25 protein-coding genes are annotated in these 24,415 nt (G+C 64.7%); 11 read left to right on the top strand and 14 right to left on the bottom strand.

The window, feature by feature from the left end:
- Window positions 1-63: 63 nt before the first annotated feature.
- Window positions 64-1,929 (bottom strand): methyl-accepting chemotaxis protein, encoded by a 1,866-nt coding sequence (locus ABIC76_RS19525; RefSeq protein ID WP_354534952.1) that lies wholly within the window; start codon window positions 1,927-1,929, stop codon window positions 64-66.
- A gap of 238 nt (window positions 1,930-2,167) precedes the next feature.
- On the opposite strand from ABIC76_RS19525, the gene ABIC76_RS19530 reads away from it, so the two are divergent.
- The 3 genes from ABIC76_RS19530 to ABIC76_RS19540 all read left to right on the top strand — a co-directional run bounded on the left by ABIC76_RS19530 (window position 2,168) and on the right by ABIC76_RS19540 (window position 6,889).
- Entirely contained in the window at window positions 2,168-3,064 is an 897-nt protein-coding gene (locus ABIC76_RS19530; RefSeq protein ID WP_354534953.1) for a LysR substrate-binding domain-containing protein, read from the top strand.
- Between the two features lie 97 nt (window positions 3,065-3,161).
- Window positions 3,162-5,807 carry a DNA mismatch repair protein MutS gene (gene mutS, locus ABIC76_RS19535; RefSeq protein ID WP_354534954.1) on the top strand — a complete coding sequence of 882 codons (2,646 nt, stop codon included), beginning with the start codon at window positions 3,162-3,164 and terminating at the stop codon, window positions 5,805-5,807.
- Between the two features lie 5 nt (window positions 5,808-5,812).
- Window positions 5,813-6,889 carry a hypothetical protein gene (locus ABIC76_RS19540; RefSeq protein ID WP_354534955.1) on the top strand — a complete coding sequence of 359 codons (1,077 nt, stop codon included), beginning with the start codon at window positions 5,813-5,815 and terminating at the stop codon, window positions 6,887-6,889.
- A 47-nt stretch (window positions 6,890-6,936) separates the two neighbouring features.
- On the opposite strand, the gene ABIC76_RS19545 is transcribed toward ABIC76_RS19540, so the two are convergent.
- A complete protein-coding gene (locus ABIC76_RS19545) occupies window positions 6,937-7,464 on the bottom strand; it encodes an FKBP-type peptidyl-prolyl cis-trans isomerase (protein WP_027677688.1) in 528 nt (175 codons plus the stop codon).
- 11 nt (window positions 7,465-7,475) lie between these two features.
- Here ABIC76_RS19545 and ABIC76_RS19550 point away from each other — a divergent pair, with 11 nt between their 5' ends.
- A complete protein-coding gene (locus ABIC76_RS19550) occupies window positions 7,476-8,705 on the top strand; it encodes a ribosomal protein uL16 3-hydroxylase (RefSeq protein WP_206275407.1) in 1,230 nt (409 codons plus the stop codon).
- A gap of 239 nt (window positions 8,706-8,944) precedes the next feature.
- Window positions 8,945-9,193, top strand: a complete 249-nt coding sequence (locus tag ABIC76_RS19555) for a hypothetical protein (RefSeq protein ID WP_081311287.1) — start codon at window positions 8,945-8,947, stop codon at window positions 9,191-9,193.
- Window positions 9,194-9,345: 152 nt separating this feature from the next.
- Here ABIC76_RS19555 and ABIC76_RS19560 read toward each other — a convergent pair whose 3' ends face one another.
- The 8 genes from ABIC76_RS19560 to ABIC76_RS19595 all read right to left on the bottom strand — a co-directional run bounded on the left by ABIC76_RS19560 (window position 9,346) and on the right by ABIC76_RS19595 (window position 16,457).
- Window positions 9,346-10,131, bottom strand: a complete 786-nt coding sequence (locus tag ABIC76_RS19560; protein WP_354534956.1) for an MBL fold metallo-hydrolase — start codon at window positions 10,129-10,131, stop codon at window positions 9,346-9,348.
- Between the two features lie 34 nt (window positions 10,132-10,165).
- Entirely contained in the window at window positions 10,166-11,362 is a 1,197-nt protein-coding gene (bamC, locus tag ABIC76_RS19565) for an NlpB/DapX family lipoprotein (RefSeq protein ID WP_027677691.1), read from the bottom strand.
- 61 nt (window positions 11,363-11,423) lie between these two features.
- Window positions 11,424-12,308, bottom strand: coding sequence for a 4-hydroxy-tetrahydrodipicolinate synthase (gene dapA / locus ABIC76_RS19570; RefSeq protein ID WP_027677692.1), 885 nt, complete (start codon window positions 12,306-12,308; stop codon window positions 11,424-11,426).
- Between the two features lie 118 nt (window positions 12,309-12,426).
- On the bottom strand, window positions 12,427-12,993 hold the full coding sequence (locus ABIC76_RS19575; RefSeq protein ID WP_354534957.1) for a class I SAM-dependent methyltransferase: 567 nt from the start codon (window positions 12,991-12,993) through the stop codon (window positions 12,427-12,429).
- A gap of 10 nt (window positions 12,994-13,003) precedes the next feature.
- Entirely contained in the window at window positions 13,004-14,206 is a 1,203-nt protein-coding gene (locus tag ABIC76_RS19580; RefSeq protein ID WP_027677694.1) for a tryptophan--tRNA ligase, read from the bottom strand.
- A gap of 21 nt (window positions 14,207-14,227) precedes the next feature.
- A complete protein-coding gene (locus ABIC76_RS19585) occupies window positions 14,228-14,893 on the bottom strand; it encodes a site-2 protease family protein (RefSeq protein WP_354534958.1) in 666 nt (221 codons plus the stop codon).
- A 66-nt stretch (window positions 14,894-14,959) separates the two neighbouring features.
- Window positions 14,960-15,583, bottom strand: a complete 624-nt coding sequence (locus ABIC76_RS19590; protein WP_004626152.1) for an L-threonylcarbamoyladenylate synthase — start codon at window positions 15,581-15,583, stop codon at window positions 14,960-14,962.
- A gap of 13 nt (window positions 15,584-15,596) precedes the next feature.
- Window positions 15,597-16,457, bottom strand: a complete 861-nt coding sequence (locus ABIC76_RS19595) for a 3',5'-nucleoside bisphosphate phosphatase (protein ID WP_354534959.1) — start codon at window positions 16,455-16,457, stop codon at window positions 15,597-15,599.
- A gap of 150 nt (window positions 16,458-16,607) precedes the next feature.
- On the opposite strand from ABIC76_RS19595, the gene ABIC76_RS19600 reads away from it, so the two are divergent.
- Genes ABIC76_RS19600 through ABIC76_RS19610 form a run of 3 tightly spaced genes read left to right on the top strand, consistent with a single transcriptional unit; the run spans window position 16,608 to window position 18,627 of the window.
- Complete coding sequence (locus tag ABIC76_RS19600; RefSeq protein ID WP_354534960.1) at window positions 16,608-17,687, top strand: NAD(P)/FAD-dependent oxidoreductase; 1,080 nt, start codon at window positions 16,608-16,610, stop codon at window positions 17,685-17,687.
- An 8-nt stretch (window positions 17,688-17,695) separates the two neighbouring features.
- A complete protein-coding gene (locus ABIC76_RS19605) occupies window positions 17,696-18,241 on the top strand; it encodes a DUF4166 domain-containing protein (protein ID WP_102065051.1) in 546 nt (181 codons plus the stop codon).
- Window positions 18,238-18,627 carry a thiol-disulfide oxidoreductase DCC family protein gene (locus tag ABIC76_RS19610; RefSeq protein ID WP_354534961.1) on the top strand — a complete coding sequence of 130 codons (390 nt, stop codon included), beginning with the start codon at window positions 18,238-18,240 and terminating at the stop codon, window positions 18,625-18,627. Before ABIC76_RS19605 ends, ABIC76_RS19610 begins: the two co-directional genes overlap by 4 nt.
- 8 nt (window positions 18,628-18,635) lie before the next feature.
- Here ABIC76_RS19610 and ABIC76_RS19615 read toward each other — a convergent pair whose 3' ends face one another.
- Entirely contained in the window at window positions 18,636-19,553 is a 918-nt protein-coding gene (locus ABIC76_RS19615; RefSeq protein WP_354534962.1) for an alpha/beta fold hydrolase, read from the bottom strand.
- Window positions 19,554-19,632: 79 nt separating this feature from the next.
- Window positions 19,633-20,502: a ferritin-like domain-containing protein gene (locus tag ABIC76_RS19620; RefSeq protein WP_502947872.1), complete on the bottom strand. Its 870-nt coding sequence runs from the start codon at window positions 20,500-20,502 to the stop codon at window positions 19,633-19,635.
- A gap of 88 nt (window positions 20,503-20,590) precedes the next feature.
- On the opposite strand from ABIC76_RS19620, the gene ABIC76_RS19625 reads away from it, so the two are divergent.
- From ABIC76_RS19625 to ABIC76_RS19635, 3 genes are all read left to right on the top strand, one after another.
- Window positions 20,591-21,118, top strand: coding sequence for a gamma carbonic anhydrase family protein (locus ABIC76_RS19625; protein ID WP_004626140.1), 528 nt, complete (start codon window positions 20,591-20,593; stop codon window positions 21,116-21,118).
- On the top strand, window positions 21,115-22,128 hold the full coding sequence (gene hslO / locus ABIC76_RS19630; protein WP_354534964.1) for an Hsp33 family molecular chaperone HslO: 1,014 nt from the start codon (window positions 21,115-21,117) through the stop codon (window positions 22,126-22,128). Before ABIC76_RS19625 ends, hslO begins: the two co-directional genes overlap by 4 nt.
- A gap of 105 nt (window positions 22,129-22,233) precedes the next feature.
- On the top strand, window positions 22,234-22,647 hold the full coding sequence (locus ABIC76_RS19635; RefSeq protein ID WP_354534965.1) for a hypothetical protein: 414 nt from the start codon (window positions 22,234-22,236) through the stop codon (window positions 22,645-22,647).
- A gap of 57 nt (window positions 22,648-22,704) precedes the next feature.
- Here ABIC76_RS19635 and ftsB read toward each other — a convergent pair whose 3' ends face one another.
- Window positions 22,705-23,040 carry a cell division protein FtsB gene (gene ftsB, locus ABIC76_RS19640; protein WP_027677705.1) on the bottom strand — a complete coding sequence of 112 codons (336 nt, stop codon included), beginning with the start codon at window positions 23,038-23,040 and terminating at the stop codon, window positions 22,705-22,707.
- Between the two features lie 91 nt (window positions 23,041-23,131).
- Complete coding sequence (eno, locus tag ABIC76_RS19645) at window positions 23,132-24,415, bottom strand: phosphopyruvate hydratase (RefSeq protein WP_009238483.1); 1,284 nt, start codon at window positions 24,413-24,415, stop codon at window positions 23,132-23,134.

Raw genomic sequence — 24,415 nt, forward strand, 5'->3', positions numbered from 1 at the left:
GATCCCCGCAGGCAAGCACGCGCTTGCGGTGTGCGGGGGCAACGAGTGCAGGTCAGTCGTGGGTCAGAACGTTTCCCAGTCGGCGTCGTCTCCCGCGGCGACCAGAGGCTTCGCCTTGGCAAGGCTCGCGGGAATCGCTGCCGGTGCAGCCGGGCTCTTTTCGGTGCGCTCCACCGGCTTGGCAGCAGCCTTTCGCAACACAGGCGGCTTGCGCGACGTCAGCTTGGGCTTGGCGGCTTCGGTGCTCGGCTTGGCGGCCCCGCGCCGCAGCGCTTCGTCCTTGGCTCCTGCCGGTGCCGTCGGCGTTGCGAGTGCCACGGGCTTGACCGGCGCAACAGGCGGTTCAACCCGCGCCACCATGGCCGGCGCACGCAGCGCATGCGCATCAAGGCGGAACTGCGCCACCACCTGCGTCAGGCTCACGGCCTGCTCTTCCAGCGATTGCGCAGCGGCGGCCGCCTGCTCCACCAATGCAGCGTTCTGCTGCGTGGCGTCGTCAAGCTGCGTAACGGCGTGGCTCACTTCTTCAATGCCCGAGCGTTGTTCCTGGCTCGCCGACGAAATCTCACCAACGATGTCGGTCACGCGCTTCACGCTCGCGACGATCTCGCGCATGGTCGTGCCGGCTTCTTCCACCAGCGCGCTGCCTGCATCCACGTTGACGACGGAATCATCGATCAACGCCTTGATCTCCTTGGCGGCAGCAGCGCTGCGTTGCGCAAGGCTGCGCACCTCACCGGCCACCACGGCAAAACCGCGACCCTGTTCGCCCGCACGCGCGGCTTCCACCGCTGCATTCAGCGCAAGGATGTTCGTCTGGAACGCAATGCCGTCAATCACGCCAATGATGTCGACGATCTTGCGGGACGACGCGTTGATCGAGCCCATGGTTTCCACCACGCGCGTCACCACATCGCCGCCGCGCACGGCCACATCCGAGGCAGACGCAGCCAGTTGGTTGGCCTGCTGGGCGTTGTCGGCGTTCTGCTGCACGGTCGACATCAGCTGCTCCATGGCCGAAGCCGTTTCTTCGAGCGAGCTGGCCTGCTGTTCGGTGCGCGACGACAGGTCAAGGTTGCCGCTGGCGATCTCGCGCGTGGCCGTTCCGATGGTTTCCGATGCGCCCTTGATGCGGCCGATGGTGTCCACCAGCGCGCCGCGCATGCGGCTCATGGCGTAGAGCAGGCTGTGGTTGTCGTCGGCGCGGGTGGCAATCTCCACCGTCAGGTCGCCGCCAGCGATGCGGTTGGCCACATCGGCCGCGTAGGCGGGATCACCGCCAAGCGTGCGCTGCAGGCCGCGGTTCGCCACGCCGCCGAGCAGCACCAGCAAGCCACCCACGAGCACCAGCAGGCCGCCGGTCTGGTAAAGCGAAGTCATGAACGCGGCGTTGATGTCGTCCATGTAGACGCCGGTCGAGAAGACCCAATCCCACGGCTCATAGCGCATTGCAAACGCCGTCTTGGGCACCGGATCCGTGCCGCCGACTTTCGGCCAGACGTAGCTCGTAAATCCGCCCTTCGGATCTTTGGCAGCGGTGGTCAAGCCGACGTAGACCGCATTGCCTTGCGCGTCCTTGAAGCCGGATTGGTCCTTGCCGATGAACTCCGGCTTGATCGGGTGCATCACCACCACGTTGTTGGAGCTGGTGATGGTGAAGTAGCCGTCCTTGTCGTAGCGCAGCGCCTTGAAACGGTCGAGCGCCTGCTTCTGCGCGGCGTCTTTGCTTAACGTGCCGTTCTTGGTCAGGTCGTCGTACTGCTTGACCAGGTTCATCGCCATGGTCGTCACGCTGACGAGGTTGTTCTTGCGCTCCTCCACGCGGATCTCGCGCGCCTGATACGCGTTGAATACCGAGATCAACGTCAGCGCGACAAGGCTGATGACCAACGGCAGCCAAAGCTTTTGGCGAAAGCTGAGCTTGCTCATTCCAGAGTCTCCGGATGCGGAACCGCGAGGCGCCATTTGCGCAAACGCGTTCCCACTATGGTTTTAGGGGTCCGAATGGTCTATCGGCAGGCCGGCCGCCAACCTTGAGGGGACGACCCCGAGCAATGGCCGGCCGCGCTCCGTTTGCGCAGATCCACCACGAGCCGCGCCGCAAGCGATCTTTGCAAATGGCGCCATATTCGGCAGAATTCTTTTGATCTGAAATTGATAATCGAACATGAAAACCACGCTCGAAGAACTGCTCGCCTTCCGCACGGTGGTCGACACGGGCTCCGTCACGGCGGCGGCTGAGCAGCTCGGCCAGACGGTGTCTGGCGTGAGCCGCGCACTGCGCCGCCTGGAAGAGAAGCTGGACACCACCCTGCTCTCGCGCACCACGCGGCGGCTGTCGCTCACCGACGAGGGCGCGACGTTTCTGGCCCAGGCGCGCAGCATCCTCGCCGCTGTCGACGAAGCCGAGGAGCAGATGGCCCTGCGCCGCCAACAGCCCGCCGGCCGGCTGCGCATCAACGCTGCCATGCCGTTCATGCTGCATGTGGTGGCACCGCTGGTGCCAGATTTCCGCGCGCAGTATCCGCAGATCGAGCTGGAGCTGAACACCGACGACCTGATTATCGATCTGCTGGAAGAAGACACCGACGTGGCGATCCGCATCGGCCCTCTGCGTGACTCCACCCTGCGGGCGCGGCTGCTCGGCACGCGGCGGCTGCGCGTGCTGGCAAGCCCCGCCTATCTGAAAGCGCACGGCCGGCCACGCAACGTCGACGACTTGCAGAAGCACGTCCTGCTCGGTTTCGGGCAGCCGGAATCGCTGAACCAATGGCCCCTGCGCGGCCCACACGGCGACCGGTTGCGCATCGAACCCACGCTCAAAGCGTCCAGTGGCGAAACCCTGCGGCAGCTTGCGCTGCAGGGCGTCGGCATCGTCTGCCTGGCTGACTTCATGAGCGCTGAAGACCGACGCACGGGCGATCTCGTGCAGGTGCTGCCGGATGCCACGGTCGAGGTGCTGCAGCCGATTCACGCGGTGTACTACCGCAACACGCAGCTGGCTTCGCGGATCGCGTGCTTTCTCGACTTTCTCGAAGCCCGGCTTACCGACGATCGACGGTGAAGCTGCATCGCGGGTGTGCAACAATTGCGCGATTCAACACCTTCCGCGCGCGGCCTGATCGGATCACATCGGGCGGCGCGCTGCGCTTTGAGCACTCATGGCTGAACACTCCGCTCCGGTTCTGGAGATCGACCCGAAATACGGCCCTTTCGACAAGCACACTCCAATGATGCAACAGTACCTTCGCTTGAAGGCTGGGCATCCGGACACGCTTGTCTTCTACCGCATGGGCGACTTTTACGAGCTCTTCTTTGAAGACGCCGAAAAAGCCTCCCGGCTGCTCGACATCACGCTCACCGCACGCGGCAGTTCCAACGGACATCCCATCCGCATGGCGGGCATCCCGTTCCACGCCGCGGAGCAATACCTCGCCAAGCTGGTCAAGCTGGGCGAATCCGTCGCCATCTGCGAGCAGATCGGAGACCCCGCCACGACCAAGGGACCGGTCGAGCGCAAGGTCGTGCGCGTCGTGACACCGGGCACGTTGACGGACGCCGCGCTGCTCTCCGACAAGGTCAACAACCATCTGCTGGCCATCGCGCACCTGCCCGGCAAGCGCGGCACGGCGCCGCTGATGGGCCTGGCATGGCTCAACCTCGTCGGCGGCGAATTGCGCGTAATGGAATGCAGCCCCGACCAGCTCGACCGCGAACTCGAACGCATCCGCCCCGCCGAAGTGCTGGCCGACGATGCGACGCTCAATACCCTCCAGGTGGATGTCGCCCGCACGCGCCTGCCCGATTGGCATTTCGACGTTGAAGCCGGCACGCGCCGCCTGCGTGAACAACTCGGCGTAGCGAGCCTCGTCGCCTTCGGCGCGGAAACGTTGACGGCCGCACTGGCGGCTGCCGGCGCGCTGCTGAATTACGCAGCGGCCACGCAAGGGCAATCGCTGCGCCACGTGATCGGCCTGACCGTCGAGCACGAAAGCGAATTCATCGGCTTGGACACCGCCACGCGCCGCAACCTGGAGCTGACCGAGACGCTGCGCGGGCAGGAATCGCCGACGCTGTTCTCGCTGCTCGACACCTGCGCGACCAGCATGGGCAGCCGCCTGCTGCGCCACTGGCTGCATCATCCGCTGCGGGATCGCGCCGTGCCTCAAGCGCGTCAGCAGGCGATTGAAGTGCTGCTCGGCAGCGATTGGCAAACGTTGCGTGCGACGCTGCGCACGCTGTCGGACGTGGAGCGCATTACTGGGCGGCTGGCGCTGCTGTCGGCGCGGCCGCGCGATCTATCGTCCTTGCGTGACACGCTGGCGCGGCTGCCCGAGATTCGCGAAGAACTGCCGCAGAGTGACGCGGCTCCGCTGCTGACCGAGCTGTACGCCGCGCTCAGTTTGCCCGAAGACGCCCACGCCCTGCTGCAGCGCGCCGTGATGGCCGAGCCGGCGGCCATGGTGCGCGACGGCGGCGTCATCGCCCGCGGCTACGATTCCGACCTCGACGAGCTGCGCGACATCTCGGAAAACTGTGGCCAGTTCCTCGTCGATCTGGAGGCCCGCGAACGCGAGCGCACCGGCATCGCCAATCTGCGCGTCGAATACAACCGCGTGCACGGCTTCTACATTGAAGTCACCAACGGCCAGGCCGCCAAGGTGCCGGACGATTACCGGCGCCGCCAGACGCTGAAGAACGCCGAGCGCTACATCACGCCCGAGCTGAAGGCGTTCGAAGACAAAGCGTTGTCCGCGCAGGACCGTGCCCTGTCGCGCGAGAAAGTCCTCTACGAAGAGTTGCTGCAGAAACTGCTGCCGCATCTGGCCGAGTTCAAGCGCATTGCCGCCGCGCTGGCGCAGGCCGATGTGCTGGCAACGCTCGCCGAGCGCGCACATGCGCTGTCGTGGTCGCGCCCCACGCTGACCGATGCCCCGGGCATTGAACTGACGCGCGCACGCCATCCCGTGGTCGAACAGCAAGTCGAACAGTTCGTCGCCAACGACTGCATGCTGCAGGAAGCGCGCAAGCTGTTGTTGATCACCGGCCCGAACATGGGCGGTAAATCGACCTTCATGCGACAAACCGCGCTGGTCGTGCTGCTCGCCTACGTGGGCGCATTTGTGCCGGCGGAAGCGGCCGTCATCGGCCCGATCGACCGCATCTTCACGCGCATCGGCGCCGCCGACGATCTGGCGGGCGGTCGTTCAACCTTCATGGTCGAGATGACGGAAGCCGCCGCCATCCTGCATCGCGCAACGCCCAACAGCCTCGTGCTGATGGACGAGATCGGCCGCGGCACGAGCACGTTCGACGGCCTTGCGCTCGCCTGGGCGATCGCGCGTCACTTGCTGTCGCACAACCGCAGCCACACGCTGTTCGCCACGCACTATTTCGAGCTGACGCAACTGCCGCAGGAGTTTGCCCAGGCCGCCAACGTGCACCTCTCCGCCGTCGAACATGGTGACGGCATCGTCTTCCTGCATGCCGTGCAAGAGGGCCCGGCCAGCCAGAGTTACGGCTTGCAGGTCGCGCAGCTGGCGGGCGTGCCGCAGCCGGTGATTCGCGCCGCGCGCAAGCGGCTCGCGTGGCTGGAGCAGCATTCCGCCGACACCGGCGCCACGCCTCAGCTGGACCTCTTCACCCTCGCCGCCGAGACGCCCATCGACGACGAAGACGACGAGGCCAACGCCCCCGACAGTGCCCTGACGGAGGCACTCGCCGACATCGATCCCGATGACATGACGCCGCGTGAAGCGCTCGATGCGCTGTACCGGCTCAAGGCGCTGGCGAGCCCGTCCGCCTGATTCCGATGACACGGCGCGGCGCAATTTCCCGCAGGCTTCCATGCATCGCCTTGGCGTTGGCGATGCTGCTGCCGGTGGCTGCGCCCGCGGCGTCCAAGAGCGCGAAGCTTGCAAATGACGCGCCGTCCGCCTTCACCTTCACGGTCATCGGCAACGTCCCCGAACGCCCCGAAGATGTCGCGCCTGTACGCACACTGCTGGATGCCATCGACGCCGAACATCCGGCCTTCGTTGTTCACCTGGGCAACCTCAAGGGCCGCGAGGAGTCGTGCTCCGACACGCTGCTCGAAGCCCGCCACGATCTGCTCGACAGCCTGATTGCACCCGTCATCTACATCCCGGGCGACCACGACTGGAGCGACTGCCAGCGCCCCGCGGCGGGCAGCTTCGACCCGGTTGAGCGCCTGTTGCGCCTGCGCGAGCTGTTCTACCCCGACGACAACACGCTCGGCCAGCGCACCATGACGGTCATGCGCCAGTCGGATCAGGCCAAGTTCCGCAGCTACCGCGAAAACACGCGCTGGACGATGAGCGACGTGTTGTTCGTCACCCTCAACGTGCCCGGCGACAACAACAACTACAAAACCGCGGGTGGGCGCAACGGCGAATACGAAGACCGCCTCGAAGCCAATCGTCAATGGCTCGCCCGCGCCTTTGCCGTCGCGCGCCAGCGCAAGATGGCCGGTGTGGTCGTCATGATGCAAGCCGATCCGCTTTTCGAAGATGGTTGGGAGCGGCGCCGCGCACCGACACTGCTCGACGGTTTGTTGCGTCGCCGTTCGCATGACGGCTATCTGGCGCTCAAGCGCCAGTTGCGCACGCTCACGCGCGACTACGACGGTGCCGTCCTTCTCATCCACGGTGCCAGCCAGACGTTCATGCTCGACCGCCCGCTCAAGGACGAAGACAGCCGGCCGGATCCGCACGTCATGCGCGCGCGCACCTATGGGTCGCCGGTGCTCGATCGCTGGCTGGAGGTGTCTGTCACGCCGGGCCGCACGCCGCTCTTCCATATCCGCAGCCGCCGCCTCGACAACACGCCCGCGCCGGCCCCGGAGATTGCACCGGCGCCCGCGCAATAAAAAACGGGAGCCGAAGCTCCCGTTTTCGTAACTCGATGAACCGCCGATCAGTGCAGCGTGTGCGGCTTGTCGTCGTCTTCGTCCTCGTCCACCACTTCGAGGCCGGTTTCACCATGCACGTGGCCGTGCTCGATTTCTTCGGCCGTGGCTTCACGCACTTCGGTCACCTTCAGCTCGAAGCGCAGCGCCATGCCGGCCAACGGGTGGTTGCCATCCAGCACAACCTTGTCTTCCGCCACATCCGTGACGGTGTAGACGATGGCATCTTCTTCATCGCCATCTTCGGGCACGCCCTCGAACTGCATACCGACTTCGAGCGGCTCGGGGAAGCGATCGCGCGGCTCGATCTTGATCAGCTCTTGATCGTAGTCACCGAAAGCGTCGTCCGGCTCGAGCTGCAGTTTGGTCTCGTAGCCTTGCTCGTGGCCGTCCAGCGCTTCCTCGATCTTGGGGAACGTGCCATCATAGCCGCCGTGCAAATACACCATCGGCTCATCGGATTCCTCGATGACGTTGCCCTGCGCGTCGGACAGTTTGTAAGCCACCGACACCACCGTATTCTTCGCGATTTTCAATTGCGCACTCCATGAACGAAGTCCCATTATACGCTGCCGATGGCGGCGTCCAACCTGCTCTTCCAGCGGGGCATCCGGCGCAACTTCTCGGCGGTCTGTCACCGCGCGATTTCATGCGCACGCACTGGCAAAAAAAGCCTCTGCTGATCCGTCAGGCACTTTCCCCCGACGAGATGCGTGCGCTGCACTTTCCGCTCTCGCCCGAACGCGTACTTGCCCTGGCTGCGCGCCCCGATGTCGAGTCCCGCCTGATCGCGCAATCGCGCGGGCGCTGGTCGTTCAATCACGGCCCCTTCGACGAACGCCCGCTACCGTCGCGCAAGACCCGCAACTGGTCGGTGCTGGTGCAAGGCGCGAACCTCGTCGAGCCGGCGGTCGAAGCGCTGATGCAACGTTTCCGGTTCATTCCCGACGCGCGGCTTGATGACGTGATGATCAGCTTCGCAACCGACGGCGGCGGCGTCGGCCCGCACTTCGATTCGTACGATGTGTTCCTGCTGCAAGCGCACGGCAAACGCCGCTGGCGCATCTCCGCACAGGACGACCTCACACTCATCCCGGATCTGCCGCTGAAAATCCTCGCCAATTTCCAGCCCGAAGAGGAATTCGTGCTCGAACCCGGCGACATGCTCTATCTGCCGCCGCACTACGCGCACGACGGCGTGGCCGAGGGCGATTGCATGACGTACTCGATCGGTTTCCGCTCGCCGTCGTACCGCGAACTGGCGGGCCACTTTCTGGGCTTCCTGTCGCAAACACTGGAAGACGATCCCAACTTTGAAGGCCGCTACGCGGACCCCGACCAAAAGCCGACCGAACACCCCGGTGAACTGCCCGCCGCCATGGTCAAGGCGCTTGCGCAGAAGCTCAACGCATTGCGCTGGACGCCTGATCTCGTTGGGGAATTCCTCGGCGCGTACCTGTCCGAGCCGAAGGATCACGTCGACTTCGTCACGCAGCCCCGCTTGCCGCTTGCACGCTTCACGGCCCGGGCGCGCAAGGAAGGCATCGTCCTCGATGCGCGAACGCAGGCGCTGTATGACGCGCAACGCTTCTGGATCAACGGCGACACGTTCGAGCCTTCGGGAACGCTGCTTGCGTGGCTTTCCGCGTTGGCCGACGCACGTCGTGCGAGCGCCGCGTCGGTGGATGCGGCGGCCGGCCTGCCGGATCTGATGGACACGCTCCACGCATGGTACGAAGAAGGCTGGCTGAGGTTGGCTGGCCCTGCGCAGCGATGATTCCGCGTTGAAACAGATCGTTACAAAAGCGTTTGAATCGTACGTGCGTCAGGCCCGACTCAACTACACAGGGTAGGTAAAGGTCGCTATAATCCGACGCTAGCTTGCAGGCCGAGCAGCCCTCGTGCGGCTTGGCTGCCAGCATAGAAGAAGGTGTAGTACCTGAGCGATAATTACCGGTAATTATTCATCGCCCTTTCTGTTGTTCGCTTTCCATATTCAGTTTAAGGATCGAAAAAATGAAAAAGTCTCTCCTGATCGCCTCGCTGATGGCTGCTGTTGCTCTGGCTGCTTGCGGTAAGAAAGAAGAAGCTGCTGCTCCGGCCGCTGCTCCGGAAGCTTCGGCTCCGGCCGCTGCTGCTCCGGCTCCGGCTGCTTCGGACGCTGCTGCCGCTCCGGCTGCCCCGGCTGCTTCGGACGCTGCTGCCTCGGCTCCGGCTGCTTCGGCTCCGGCTGCTGACGCTTCGGCTCCGGCTGCTAAGCAATAATCGCGTTTCTCGCGAGACAAAAAGCCGACCCTCGGGTCGGCTTTTTTCATGGGCGCGATCTAAGTCTCAGATCGGGGCGGCAATGACGCGCCCATCCGCCATTCAAAGTTGTTTCTGAATCTTACAAGCCGCTCCAGACAGGCCTCAGGCCCTCAAACGGTGCGCCAAAGCAGGCCCTCTTCCTGATCGGCGATCGGCACGTCTTCAACGCAAGCGCCCAGCGGCGCGGCAATCGCTTCGGCAGCCAACAACGGCGTGTTGTTCTGCTTGGACAGATGTGCAGCCACCACCGTATGCAACGCATCGTGGCGCACGCGCGTGAGGATCGCGGCGGCAATGTCATTGGCCAAGTGGCCAAAATCCCCGCCGATGCGACGCTTCAACGACCACGGATACGCTGAATTGGCCAGCATGTCGCGGTCGTGATTGCATTCGAGCACAAGGGCGTGCATCCCTGCCAGATGCGCGCAGAGATATTCCGTCGACATGCCAGCGTCGGTCAGCACCCCCAGGCGCCGTGCCCCGTCGTTGAAGACGAACTGCAGCGGCTCGCGCGCGTCGTGCGGCACGGTGTAAGGCAAGATTTGCAGATCGCCGACGGAGAACACATCGTCGGCGCGGCAGAAACGCACGGCTGCACGGTCGGCGCCGCGCAGGTTTTCGGTCGCGCGATAGGTGCCGTGGCTGGTCCAGACCGGGATATTGAATTTGGCGGCAACCGCGTAGGCGCTGCCAACGTGATCGCTATGCTCGTGCGTGACAAGGATAGCGTTGAGAGATTCCGGCGTGCAGCCCAGGCGTTCGAGCCGCCGCACAGTCTCGCGGATACCGAATCCGCAATCCAGCAGAATGCGCGTGCATGTCGCACCGCTCGCCGATTCGACGAGCAACGCATTCCCTTCACTGCCGCTGCCAAGGCTGGCGAATCTCAGTGTCATCGCCCACCCAGGCAGCCGTACTGCATGACGTCGATTACCGCAGTTGCTCGTCGAGCAGCGACAGGATGCGCTTGCCGATGTCACCGGTCTGCGCGGAGCCGTCGTCGTTCTGCACCAGCACCGTCGACGACGTGCCGGCATCCTTCACCACCACGCGGTAACGCTTGGCACGCTTGAGGTCTTCGATCTTCGTGCCGGAGAACAGGCGCGAGAAGAAGCCCGGTGCATTCGCTTCGGCACGCGTATCAGCGTAACGGACGAAGTACACGCCTTGCGAACGGTCGCGATCATCCACGGTGAAGTTGACGCGATCCAGCGCCAGACCCACGGTGCGCCAGGCGCGGTCGAAGGGTTCCGGCACTTGCAGAGCCGGTTGACCATTCGATTGCGTCAGCAGCGACGGGCCCGTGCGCGGAGCAGGCTCAGCCTTCGCGCCGTCTTGCACAGGGTGCACAGCCTGCGTTTGTGCGAGCTTCTGCTGCGCGGCTTCCTTGCTGGCGCCCAGACGCTGCATCAGGCGCGAGAGGAATTCGGCCTCGAGTTCCGGATCGGCCGGACGCGGCGTCCACACGGTCTGGTCCTTGGACGAACCCACCAGTTGCTCCTGCGCGCCGCGGTGCGAGATATAGACCTCGACCGAACCATTCGGTCCCTTCTCGATGCGGGTGCGGAACTTGTCGCGCTCCGAGGTCGAGTACAGGCCATCGAACACCTTGCCGACGGTGCGGCGGATGATGTCCTGCGGAATCTTCGCGCGGTTCTCTGCCCAGTCGGTTTCCATGATGCCGGTCTCGGGCGAGTCGATCACCAGCAGGAAGCCCAGCTCTTGCCAGAAGGTGCGCAATTGCGGCCACAGGGCATCCGGCGTGGTCTTCACGACCAACCAGCGCTGGTTGCCATCACGCTCGATGCGCATGTCGGACACGGCGGGCAGCACGTTATCAGTGCCCGAGCCCGGCGTCGTGACCTTCGGCGCCGTCGACGTGTAGGCCGACAGCGTGGTCGTGCCCGTGTCCGGCGCGGCATAGCGGCGATCCGCCTGGATGCCGGTCAGGTCGGGCGGGACCTCAAGCGTCGGGCCCTTCTTGGCCTGCGATTTGTAATCGATGCGGTCCGGCTGCATCACCTCATTGACGGTATCGCAACCGGAAATCAGGGCAACCGACAGCGCGGCCAGCAACAGTTGAGCGGACGTCGCCACAGCCCCGCGACGGGTTTGGTGCAGTTTCATTGACTTGCGATCCTTCAGATGAGAACGATGGCTTAAGGGCCTGAGAAGCGCCTTGAAACAATCAGGAGAGCAGCCCGGCATCCTTCAGGGATGCGCGCACAACCTCGTGATACTGGGGTGCCAGCGGCGTCAACGGCAGGCGGATGCCGCCTTCCATCTTGCCCATGGCCTGGAGAGCCCACTTGACGGGAATCGGGTTCGACTCGACGAACAGGTTCTTGTGCACCGACAGCAGTTGCATATGGATGCGGCGAGCCGTTTCCACGTCGCCGCGCATGGCCGCCGCACACAGTTCGTGCATGGCGCGCGGCGCAACGTTGGCCGTTACGGAAATATTGCCGTGTCCACCCAGCAGCATCAACGCAATGGCGGTCGGATCATCCCCGCTGTAAATCTTGAACGAAGCCGGCGCACCCTTGATGAGTTGCGCGGCGCGGTCGATGTTGCCGGTCGCTTCCTTCACGCCGATGATGCCCGGCACCTCAGCCAGACGCAGCATCGTTTCGACCGTCATATCGGCCACGGTGCGGCCCGGCACGTTATACAGAATGACCGGCAGATCCACCGACTCGGCCACCTTGCGGAAGTGCAGATACATGCCTTCCTGCGTCGGCTTGTTGTAGTACGGCACGACCTGCAGCGAGGCATCCGCGCCCACCTGCTTGGCGTAGGCCGTCAGCTCCACCGCTTCGGTGGTGGAGTTGCCGCCGGTGCCGGCAATGATGGGGATGCGCTTGTTGGCCTGCTCGACCGCCACGCGGATCAGCTCACGGTGCTCTTCCACCGACACGGTCGGCGATTCACCGCTGGTGCCGACGATCACGATGCCGTCGGTGCCTTCGGCGATGTGCCAGTCAATGAGCTTGCGCAGGGACGGGAAATCAAGGCTGCCGTCCTCGTGCATGGGCGTGACGATGGCGACGAGACTGCCGGAAATCTGGATCATGGTTTCGAAAGCAGACAAAAGCGTGAACGTAAACAGTCGGATTGTACCGGATCGTCAGAACGGATTCGCCACATCTAAGACCCGCCAAGAGACGGGTAAGCCGCCGTCCTCAGCAACTTCAAAGTGCGTAGCGCGGCGCAATCACTCCAGCAGGCTCGCGAACCGCGCAAACCCGCTGCACGTAAGCCTCCCGGGGCGATACGAGAAAACCGTCTTCGTAGCCGATCACCCGCAACTGGCCTCGCACCGCGTCAAGCAATTCACCCGGCGCCAGCAGGAATGCCGGGTTCGACGGCTTCCCGACGGTTTCGTTTCCCGCAGCAAAGGTTTCGTAGATCAGCCGGCCACCCGGCGCGACGGCCGCCAGCAAGCGCGGCCAAAGCGGTCGGTGCAGGTAGTTCGTGACGACGACAGCGTCGAAAGTAGCCGCCGCGGGCAACGGCCACGGGTTCCCTTCGATGTCGGCGACGAGGGTTTGGGCGACGCCCGCAAGGCCAGAAAGCGCTGCCGCGTCACGGTCGATGCCCGTCACGCGCAGGCCGCGCGCCGCGAGCCAGCGCGCGTGGCGGCCACTGCCGCACGCCACGTCCAGCACGGAGGCGCCCGCCGGCAGTTCAGCCGCCCAGTGCAGCACCCACGGCGAGGGCGCAGCGAGCGTATGCGGTTCCGAGGCGGCAGCAGACATCAATGACCTATCAGCTGTACGTCAGACCCATCGCCTCGCGCACCTCCCGCATGGTCTCTTGCGTGACCTTCCGGGCGTTGTCGCAGCCGTCGGCGATGATGGCGCGCAGCAGGGACGGATCGTCCATGTATTTCTGAGCGCGCTCGAGCATCGGCTGCTGTTCACGCAGGATGCCCTCGATCACCGGCTGCTTGCATTCCAGGCAGCCAATGCCTGCGCTGCGGCAGCCCTTCTGCACCCATTCCTTCGTGTCGGCATCTGAGTAGACCTGGTGCAGCTGCCAGACCGGGCACTTGTCCGGATCGCCCGGATCGGTACGGCGCACGCGGGCCGGGTCGGTCGGCATGGTGCGGACCTTTTTCTCGACGGTTTCCTTGTCCTCGCGCATGCGGATCGTGTTGCCGTACGACTTGGACATCTTCTGGCCATCAAGACCGGGCATGCGCGATGCCTCGGTCAGCAGCACCTGCGGCTCGGGCAGGATGATCTTGCGAGCACCTTCCAAGTAGCCGAACAGGCGTTCGCGGTCGCCCATCGAGAGGCTCTGCGACTCGGCCAGCAGTGCGCGCGCCTGCTCCAGGGCTTCGTCTTCACCACGTTCCTGGTAGGCCGTGCGCAGTTCCAGATACAGCTTGGCGCGCTTGCCACCGAGCTTCTTGGCAGCTTCCAGCGCCTTCTCTTCGAAGCCGGGTTCGCGGCCGTACAGGTAGTTGAAGCGGCGGGCCACTTCGCGGGTCATCTCGACGTGCGGCACCTGGTCTTCGCCCACGGGGACAAAGCCAGCGCGGTAGATGAGGATGTCAGCGGCCTGCAGCAGCGGGTAGCCGAGGAAGCCGTAGGTGGAGAGATCCTTTTCCTTGAGCTTCTCGATCTGATCCTTGTATGTCGGCACGCGCTCGAGCCAGCCCAGCGGCGTGCCCATCGAGAGCAGCAGGAACAGTTCGGCGTGCTCGGGCACGCGGCTTTGGATGAACAGCGTGGACTGGGTCGGATCCACGCCTGCAGCCAGCCAGTCGATCAGCATCTCCCACACAGACTCCTCGATCACCTCGGGCGACTCGTAGTGCGTGGTCAGCGCATGCCAGTCGGCGACGAAGAAGAAGCACGGGTATTCGGCTTGCAGCCGGACCCAGTTTTTCAGGACGCCGTGGTAATGCCCCAGGTGCAGCGCACCGGTCGGACGCATGCCAGAGAGAACGCGGTCAGGAAACATGTGGGAAATGGAGTTGAAGACTCAGGAAAACAGCATCTGCAGCGGACTCAGAATCCACTGCAGCAGTTGAAACAGCAGCGCCATGATCGGGCGCATCCAGACATTGGTAATGACGTTGGAAATGATCAACGCCATCACGATGAAGAAGCCGAACGGTTCTATGCGTGACAGCCCCAGCGCCATCCTGGGCGGCAGCAGTGCAGCCAGCACGCGTCCGCCATCGAGCGGCGGCAGCGGGAACATGTTGAACGCCGCCATCACCATATTGACGAGGATGCCGGCGCGCGCCATGCCGATCAGGAACGGCTCGTTCACGCCGCCCATCGCGAACACAACCGCCAGCACGCCCCAGAAAATCGCCTGGACAAAGTTGGTGGCGGGGCCGGCGAGCGCCACCCACATGCCATGCCAGCGCGGATCACGCAGATGGCCAAAGCGCACCGGCACCGGCCTGGCATAACCGAACACGAACGCGCCCTTGGTGGCGAAATACAGCAACAGCGGCATCGCAATCGTGCCGATGGGATCGATGTGCCGCAGCGGATTGATGCTGATGCGGCCCATGACATAGGCCGTATCGTCGCCGAAATGCTTCGCGACATAGCCATGCGCCGCCTCGTGCAGCGTGATGGCAAACAGGACGGGGATCGCGTAAACCGCGATGTTCTGGATCAGTGTGGGGTCCATAGGCGGGCTATTGTAGCAAGCGCGCGCCGCACCACGGCGCCACCGAAGCACGCGCCAAGGCGTCGCCTACAACCCCACGCGGGCAGGATCGCCCCGGCCTTGGCGCACGAGTTCGGGCTCGCCGCTCGTCAGGTCGATGACGGTGGTAGGTTCGGCCGGGGCCGGGCCGCCGTCGATGACGAGTTCGAGCTGCTTTTCGAGCCGATCGCGAATGGTCTCGGCCTCGTTGAGCGGCTCGTCGTCGCCGGGCAGCTGCAGCGTAGCGGAAAGCAGCGGCTCACCCAGTTCGGCCATCAGCGCCAGGGGAATCGCGTGTTCGGGTACGCGCAGGCCGATCGTCTTGCGCGACGGATGCGAGAGCCGGCGCGGTACCTCCTTGGTTGCCTCCAGCAAGAAGACGAACGGCCCCGGCGTGGCCGCCTTCAGCACGCGGTACTGCTTGTTGTCGACGCGCGCGAATGTGGCCAGCTCGGAAAGGTCACGGCACATCAGCGTGAGGTGATGCTTTTCGTCGATGCCGCGCACGCGACGCAGGCGCTCGACAGCGGATTTGTCGTCCAGATGGCAGGCGAGCGCGTAGCAGGAATCGGTAGGCAGCGCGACCAGCCCGCCGGCGCGGATGATCTCCGCCGCCTGGCGGATCAAGCGCCCTTGCGGCGTGGTCGGATGAATCTGGAAGAACTGGGACATGGCAGCCGCGCGCTCAGGACAGCCACCGGCTCCAGACCGGTGTCAGGTTGTCGGGCAGCGGCGGCAGCGTGCCAAGTTCGACGCGGCCCTCACCCGGGCCGTGGAAATCTGAACCGCGCGACGCCAACAGGCCGTAGCGGCGCGCGACGTCGGCATACAACGCGTATTGGTCAGGCGTATGGCTGCCGGTGATGACCTCGACGCCCTCCCCGCCCAGCGCCTTGAATTCATCGAACAGCGCGCCGTGCTCGACCAGCGATAGCGTGTACCGCCCCGGATGCGCCATCACCGCGACGCCCCCGGCGCCCTTGATCCAGTGGATCGCATCGGCCAGGCGCGACCAGCGATGCGGCACGTAGCCCGGCTTGCCGTCGCCCAGATAGCGGTCGAACACCTCGTGGATATCCCGGCAGTGGCCGTGCTCGACCAGGAAGCGCGCGAAGTGCGTGCGGGAGACCATGTCCGGATTACCGGCGTAGCGCAACGCACCTTCGTAGGCGCCTTCGATACCGAGTTTGGCAAGTGCTGCGCTGATGTCTTCCGCGCGGGCGCAGCGGCCGGAGCGCGTGCGTTCCAGCCCCTGCACCAGATCGACATTTTCAGGATCGATGCCGAGGCCAACGATGTGCAGCGTGCGCCCGGCCCACGTCACCGAAATCTCGACGCCCGCGAGGTATTCCATGCCCAGCGCCGTCGCGGCTTCGCGTGCGGCCGCCTGTCCGCCCACTTCGTCGTGGTCGGTCAACGCCCAGAGCGTCACGCCGTGGGCGGCAGCACGCGCGGCCACTTCGTGCGGCGCAAGCATGCCGTCCGACACGGTCGAATGGCAGTGCAGATCGGCATTTCGGGCGGAGGCGGCAGAGATGTTTGGCATTCCGCCATTTTACTGCTGCGGCGCGCAAGAGGCGACCCTGCCCCGCCCTCGATGGGCATCCGGAAGACCCGACTGCCCGTGGCGGTGTTTGCGGCGCGCCGGTTGCTGCAGGCTATAGTGCCCGCATTGTTTCGTTCCCTGCGCTTTGCCATGACCTCCGCCGCCACTCTGAATGCCGATTCCCCCCAGTCCGTGGAGCAACGCATCGACGTGCTTGTCGTGGGCGCCGGGCCGGTCGGCCTGTTTGCGGCGTTCCAGGCGGGCGTGCTCGGCATGTCGTGTGTGCTGGTAGATGCATTGGACCGCCCAGGTGGTCAATGCACCGAGCTGTACCCGGAAAAGCCCATCTACGACATCCCGGCGCTGGTGTCGTGCACCGCACAGGAACTCGTCGATCGGCTGATGGCCCAGTGCGCGCCGTTCAATTACCCCATTCTGTGCAACCGCCGCGCTGAGACCGTCGAAACGCTGGAAACCGAACACGGCCAGCGCTTTCGCGTCACGACAAGCGCCGGCGACGTGTTTGACTGCGCCGCCGTCCTCATCACCGCAGGCAACGGCGCGTTCACGCCACAACGCGTGGCCTTGCCTGAAGCGGCCGCGCTGGAAGGTCGCCACCTCCATTACGCCGTGCGCGACACTGCGCGCTTTGCGGGCAAGCGCGTGGTCATTGCCGGCGGCGGGGATTCCGCGCTCGACTGGGCACTCGCGTTGCGCAAGGTGGCCGCACGCGTGACGCTGGTCCATCGGAGAGAGGGCTTCCGCGCGGCCGACGCGAGCGTTGCTGAAATGCGCGCCGCCGTCGCCGCCGGCGAAATGGACTTTGTGCTCGGCATGCTTTCGCGCCTGGACAGCACGCCCGACGGCACACTCACCGGCGCAGCCATCCGCGGGCGCGACGGCGAAACCGTGCTGCCCTGCGATGAACTGATCGCGCTGTATGGGCTGGTCTCCGAGCCGGGCCCCATTGCCAACTGGGGCGTGGAAATGCGCGCGGGCCGCATCACCGTGGAAACAACCGCGTACGAGACCTCGCGCCCCGGCGTGTTTGCCGCCGGCGATATCGCGCTGTATCCGAACAAACAGAAGCTGATCCTGTCTGGCTTTCATGAAGTGGCGATGGCGCTGCGGCGTGCTTATCGCTACGCGAACCCCGACAAGACGCTCGTGCATACGCATTCGAGCAACGATGCGGGGCTGCAGACGAAGCTGCATGTCACGGCGGAATAAGTTCTCGCATGCGCGCACCGTCGCTCTACGAAACTGTGCTCGGCGCGCGATATGCGGAGCTGGCGCCGGCCGTGCAGACATTCCACCGAATGACCGGCGCGGTGACCCTGCACGGCGAGGTCGAAACGGAACCGCCGGCATCGCGCCTCGCACGCGTACTTGCATGGTGCATTCGCACGCCGCGGACACCGACGCGTGGCCCGATCCGAATCACGCTCCAGACCGCGGCCACGGAAGAAACCTGGACACGCCAATTCCCCCGCCACACGATGCGCTCGACCTTGTCGCTGCGCCGGGGGCATCTCACAGAGCGGCTCGGCGTGGTGCGTCTGTTCTTTGCGCTGGAGGCGCATCAAGGCGTGTTGCAGATGCGCCTGCAAGGCTTGCGCTTTCTCGGCATCCCGTGCCCTGCCTGGCTGCGGCCCGCCGTGTTGGCCGAGGAGTCAGGCGACGGTGACCGCTTCCACTTCAATGTCCGCGCCAGCGTGCCGTTGCTCGGCGTGGTAGCGGCGTATCGAGGTTATCTCGATCTGGCGACGGTGGAACGCGCATGATCGTCGTCTACGATGCGCACTGCCTGCTGTGCAGCGGCTCCATCCAGTTTCTGCTGCGACATGATCGACAAGGCATGCTGCGCTTCGCCTCCATGCAAGGCGAGACCGGGCGACGGTTGCTCGCGCAGGCCGGCGTGAATCCGGATGGCGTCGATACCGTCCTGTTCGTGCGCGACGGCCAGGCGTGGCGGGAAAGCGCTGCCGTCCTGCGCATCCTGCATGTGCTCGGCTGGCCGTGGCGGTTGGCATGGATCGGTTGGCTGATCCCGGCACCCCTGCGCGACGCCGTTTACCGCCGCGTCGCACGCAACCGCTATCGATGGTTTGGGCGGTCAGACACCTGCATCCTGCCGCCGCCCGGCACGGCACAGCGGTTTCTCGATTGAGCTTCCGCTCAACGCTGCATGCAGAACTCTTCAATCAGCGCGGCAACCTGCTCCGGCTGATCGTGATGCAGCATGTGGCCCGCATCCGCAATCAGCACCTCACGGAAATCAGGGAACGCCGCAAAGCGCGTCTTGAATTCGGCCAGCGGCACGTCGCCTGCAATGGCTTTTAGCGTGGGCGAATCGACGGCCTCGACGTGCAGCACGGGCGCGGTAACCCGGCGCCAGATTTCCATCACCTCATCCAACCGATACAGCTGCGGATTGATGATCTTGTGCGCCGGGTCGCCAAGGATTTCCCAGCGGCCTTCGGCATTCCGGCTCGACCAGTGCTGCGCCAGGAATGCAGCCTTGTCGGCCGGCAGACGCGGATTCGTCTTCTGGAGGCGCGCGGCGACGTCTTCGACGGTGGCGTAGGTGTTCAGGCGCGGCTTGTCCTTCAGTTCATCGAGCCACCGCGCATAGCGGCGCGGCGCCTGCGACGCCTTCGACGCCGACATGCCGAAGCCCTCCAGATCCACCACGCGCCGAACGCGCTCGGGCCGGATGCCCGCGTACAGGCACACCACGTTGGCGCCAAGGCTGTGCCCGACCAGCGTCACCTGCCCTTCGGGCTGATAGTGATCGATGATGGCTTCAAGGTCGGCCACGTAGTCGGCAAACCAGTAGCTCTCGACGCCGGGGGCATCGGTGGGCCGGGCAGACTGGCCATAGCCGCGCCAATCCGGTGCCACGATATGCCAGCGCTCGCGCAGCGCATCGACCAGAAACTGGAACGATGCCGATACATCCATCCACCCATGAAACAGGAAGAGGGTGGGCGCCCCCGGCTCGCCCCATTCGCGGATGTGGTAGCGCAGGCCGCGCACGGGCAGATAGGTCGAGCGGGAGGCCCGACGTGCGGCAGGCTGTATGGTGGAGTCCATGGTTTCCGTCACCGAATAGAAATCGAACGATCGTTCTTTTTCCGGCGATTATAGCGGCGGATGGACAAGCCCGTAGCGCTTAGAACGAGGCTTCCAGCGCGGCAATCTCGTCGTCGTCGAAACCGGCCTGACGCCGAGCTTCAAGGTTGAACGGCCCGCGCAGACGCGGCGCGCCGTATTGCTCGGCCAGCTTGCGATACGTCGGCACGGGGTCCAGCCCCGCGCGCTCGCAGAGCCAGCGGTACCACCGATTGCCGACCGCGACGTGTCCTATCTCGTCCCGCAGGATGATGTCGAGGATGCCCGCAGCCGCCATGTCGCCAGCCTGCGCGAGCTTGGCCCGGATCGGCGGTGAAGCATCGAGCCCGCGCGCCTCCAGCGTGCGCGGCACCAGCGCCATGCGCGCGAGCGGATCGGCGGCGGTTTTCTCCGTCATTTGCCAGAGGCCGTCGTGGGCGGGGTGATCTCCGTAGCGGCAATCGAGCGTGGCCAGATGGGCGGAAAGCAGCGAAAAGTGCGTCGCCTCTTCTGCCGCAACGCGCGTCCAGTCTTCGTAAAAAGCCACCGGCATGCCAGCAAAACGCCACACGGCGTCGAGCGCAAGATTGATGGCGTTGAATTCGATGTGCGCGAGCGCGTGCAGCAGCGCGCCGCGACCGCGTGGCGTATCGATCGCACGGCGGCGCGGAACCTCGGCAGGCGGCACGAGCACCGGAGCGTCGGGCCGCCCCGGCACACCGCCTTCCGGTGCCGCAATGGCTTCGTCAATGCCCCAGCCCGCAGCGTCGACGCTCTTGGCACGCTCGCCCAGACGCAGCGTGGCGTCCACCTTGCTGGCCGGATCGGTGAGACACAGCGCGGCAAGGGCTGCATGACGGAGCGTGTCAGCGGGCGTTGGGTGGCGAGGTTGTGAAGCGGTCATCAGCGTACAATTTAGACTTTCCGCCATTTTAATTCGACGCATCGGCCTGCCTTGCCCGGCAGGCTTGAAGACGCGCCTATTTTCCCCATCTACGCAGATTCTGGAGACCGATCGCATGGCCCTCTACCAACTCGGCGATGTTGCACCGACCATTGACGCCAACGCCTATGTGGCCCCCGAAGCGACCGTCATCGGGCGCGTGGAGTTGAAAGCGCGCGCAAGCGTGTGGCCCGGCGCCGTCATCCGCGGCGACAACGAGCCGATTACCGTGGGCGAGGCCAGCAACGTGCAGGAAGGCTCGGTGCTGCACACCGATCCGGGCTGCCCGCTGAACATCGGCGACCGCGTAACGATCGGCCACCAAGCCATGCTGCATGGCTGCACGATCGGCGAAGGCTCGCTGATCGGCATCCAGGCGGTGGTGCTCAATCGCGCGGTGATCGGCAAGAACTGCCTGGTGGGCGCGGGCGCGATCGTCACCGAAGGCAAGGTCTTTGAAGACGGCACACTCATTCTGGGCGCGCCTGCGAAGGCCGTGCGCAAACTGACGGAAGACGACATCGCCAAGATGCACCTGAACACCGAAACGTATGCGGTGCGCCAGGCGATGTACAAGCAGCAACTGAAACGGATCGATGGATGACTGACGAGCTGAAGAAATTTGTATTCGACGCCGCGCCGGTGCGCGGTGAACTGGTGCGCCTGGAAGGGACGTGGCAGGAGGTGCTGGCCCGCCGACGCTACCCTGCCCCGGTCAGTACGCTGCTGGGCGAGATGATGGCCGCCGCCGCGCTGCTGTCGGCCAACCTCAAGTTCAACGGCGCGCTCGTCATGCAGTTGCACGGCGACGGCCCGGTGCACATGCTGGTCGTCGAATGCAACTCCGACCTGTCGATGCGCGCCACCGCCAAGATTGCCGAAGGCGCTGAGATCGCCGACGACGCCACGCTGGCCGCCATGGTCAACGTGCATGGCAACGGGCGCTTCGCCATCACGCTGGATCCGCAGGACAAGCTGCCGGGCCAACAGCCGTATCAGGGCATCGTGCCGCTGTCGGACGAGAACGGACCGCTCGCAAGCATCACCGAAGTGCTTGAGCACTACATGCAAAGCTCCGAGCAGCTGGACACGCGCCTGTGGCTGGCGGCTGACAACAAGGTCGCGTCGGGCATGCTGCTGCAGCGCTTGCCTTCGTATGGCGGTGCGATGGAAGGCCGCACTGGCCACGCGCCCGCGCAAGTCGGCGAAACCGGCCAGCCGCTGCACAAGGACGTGCAGGAGCAAGACCTCGACACGTGGGAACGCGTCTGCCAGCTCGGTAAGACGCTGCGTCGCGACGAACTGCTCGAGCAGCCGATCGACACGCTCATCAAGCGCTTGTACTGGGAAGAAATGGAATCGGCCGGCATCCGCATGTTCGAGCCGCAGAGCCCGCGTTTCCGCTGCTCGTGCTCTCGGCTGCGCGTGGGCTCCATGCTTCGTACGCTTGGCCAACCTGAAGTCGACAGCATTCTGGAAGAACGCGGCAAGGTGGAAATCGACTGCGAATTTTGCGGCCAGCACTACAGCTTCGATGCCGTGGATTGTGCGCAACTCTTCGCCCAGGAGACGGTGGCGCAGGGTATTCAGGAAGCATCCGACCAGCGCCACTGAACACGGCGACATAGTATGAAGTACGCGTGGCGCGTGGCACTTATCGGGGCCGCCCACGCTCTAAGTCGCCAGTTACCTCATCTGCCGCCTGCTGCGGAACGCACCATGTCCGAGCCCACGACTTCGTCCCTACGATCGTTGATTCTTTCACGCGCTGCCGCGCTGGCCTTGCCGCTGGGGGCGGCGCTGCTGGCCTCCGCCTGCGTTGCGGTACCGCGTGGCCCGGGCGGCACACCCTACACCGCCCGGTTGCCGGACGATACGCAGGCTGCGGCACCGGCACCGCTGTCGCCAGAAGAGCGCAAGAAGCTCGACGCGCTGAATGCCAAGGCGCTGCGCGAATCCGATCAGGCCATCCAGCGTGACGCCCAAGCGCGCGCCTATGCGGCCACGCCGTACTACGCGCCGTATCCATACTACGGAGGCTATTCGGTGTATTACGGCAGCGGATGGCGCCACCGTGGGGGCTGGGGCGTCAGCTACGGTGCACCCGTCTGGGGCTATCCGTACTACTGGTAAATCCGGGGAGTTACCTTCAACACGAGCGCGTCTGCGGGGCGCGTTCGCATGGCAGCGTCAGTGATGCGCCTGCTGGCCCGCCGGAGGAGGCGGTGGCGGCGGGGTTTCGCTGGTTCTCGGGGCCGGCGCGACAAACTGCACGAAGCCTTCGTCGTCCTTGACCATCCCAAGCTCGTAGCGCGCGCGCTCTTCAATGGCGCCCGTGCCTTCCTTCAGATCCTTCACTTCGCCTTCAAGCTTGGTGTTGCGCAGCTTCAGTTCAGCATTGCGCTGATTCTGGGCCGTCACCTGCTTCTGCATGTCCCACACGCGCAGCCAACCACCCTTGCCCAGCCAAAGCGGGTACTGGATGGCAAGCAGCAACAGCAGCAGGAACAGCGTAATCAGGCGCATAGGGACAAGCGTTGGCGGTACTCGGGCTCCAAATACCATGCGACCGCCAGAGCGGCGGTCGCACAGTCATGCGGAGCAAAACTGCGAGGGATTATCGCAGGTTATAGAACGCCGACTTGCCCGGATAGCTGGCGATATCACCGAGGTCTTCTTCGATGCGCAGCAGCTGGTTGTACTTGGCCATGCGGTCCGAGCGCGACAGCGAGCCCGTCTTGATCTGGCCAGCGTTCGTGCCAACAGCGATGTCGGCAATCGTGCTGTCTTCGGTTTCGCCCGAGCGGTGCGAGATCACGGCGGTGTAGCCAGCGCGCTTGGCCATCTCGATGGCGGCAAACGTCTCGGTCAGCGTGCCGATCTGGTTGATCTTGATGAGGATCGAGTTGGCGATGCCCTTCTCGATACCTTCCTTCAGGATCTTGGTGTTGGTGACGAACAGATCGTCGCCCACCAGCTGCACCTTCTTGCCGAGCTTTTCGGTCAGGGCCTTCCAACCGGCCCAGTCGCTCTCGTGCATGCCGTCTTCGATCGACACGATCGGGAACTTGTCAGCCAGGTTCGCCAGATAGTTGGCGAAGTCTTCCGACGACAGCTGCAGGCCCTCGCCTTCCAGGTGGTATTTGCCATCCTTGTAGAACTCGGACGCGGCGCAGTCCAGCGCCAGCAGCACGTCTTCGCCAGCCTTGTAGCCAGCCTGCTCGATGGCCGACAGGATGGTGTTCAGGCACTCCTCGTTGCTGGCGAAGTTCGGTGCGAAGCCGCCTTCGTCGCCCACGGCCGTGCTCATGCCCTTGTCAGCCAGGATCTTCTTCAGCGCGTGGAAGATCTCGGCGCCGCAGCGCAGGGCTTCACGGAAGCTCGACTGGCCGACCGGCATCACCATGAATTCCTGGATGTCCAGGCTGTTGTTGGCGTGCGCGCCACCGTTGACGATGTTCATCATCGGCACCGGCATCTGCATCGCGCCCGAACCGCCGAAGTAACGATACAGCGGCAAGCCGGCTTCTTCAGCAGCGGCCTTGGCGACGGCCATCGACACGGCCAGCATGGCGTTTGCGCCCAGGCGGCTCTTGTTCTCGGTGCCGTCCAGGTCGATCAGGGTGCGGTCCAGGAACGCCTGTTCCGACGCGTCCAGGCCCATGATGGCCTCGGAGATTTCGGTGTTGATGTGCTCGACGGCCTTGAGCACGCCCTTGCCCAGGTAGCGCGACTTGTCACCGTCACGCAGTTCGATGGCTTCGCGCGAGCCGGTGGATGCGCCCGACGGCACCGCTGCACGGCCCATCACGCCCGATTCCAGCAGCACGTCGCATTCGACGGTGGGGTTGCCGCGCGAGTCCAGCACTTCGCGACCGATGATATCTACGATGGCACTCAT

Source organism: Ralstonia sp. 1138 (genome assembly GCF_040544795.1).
In the GTDB taxonomy this organism is placed as follows: Bacteria; Pseudomonadota; Gammaproteobacteria; order Burkholderiales; family Burkholderiaceae; genus Ralstonia; species Ralstonia flatus.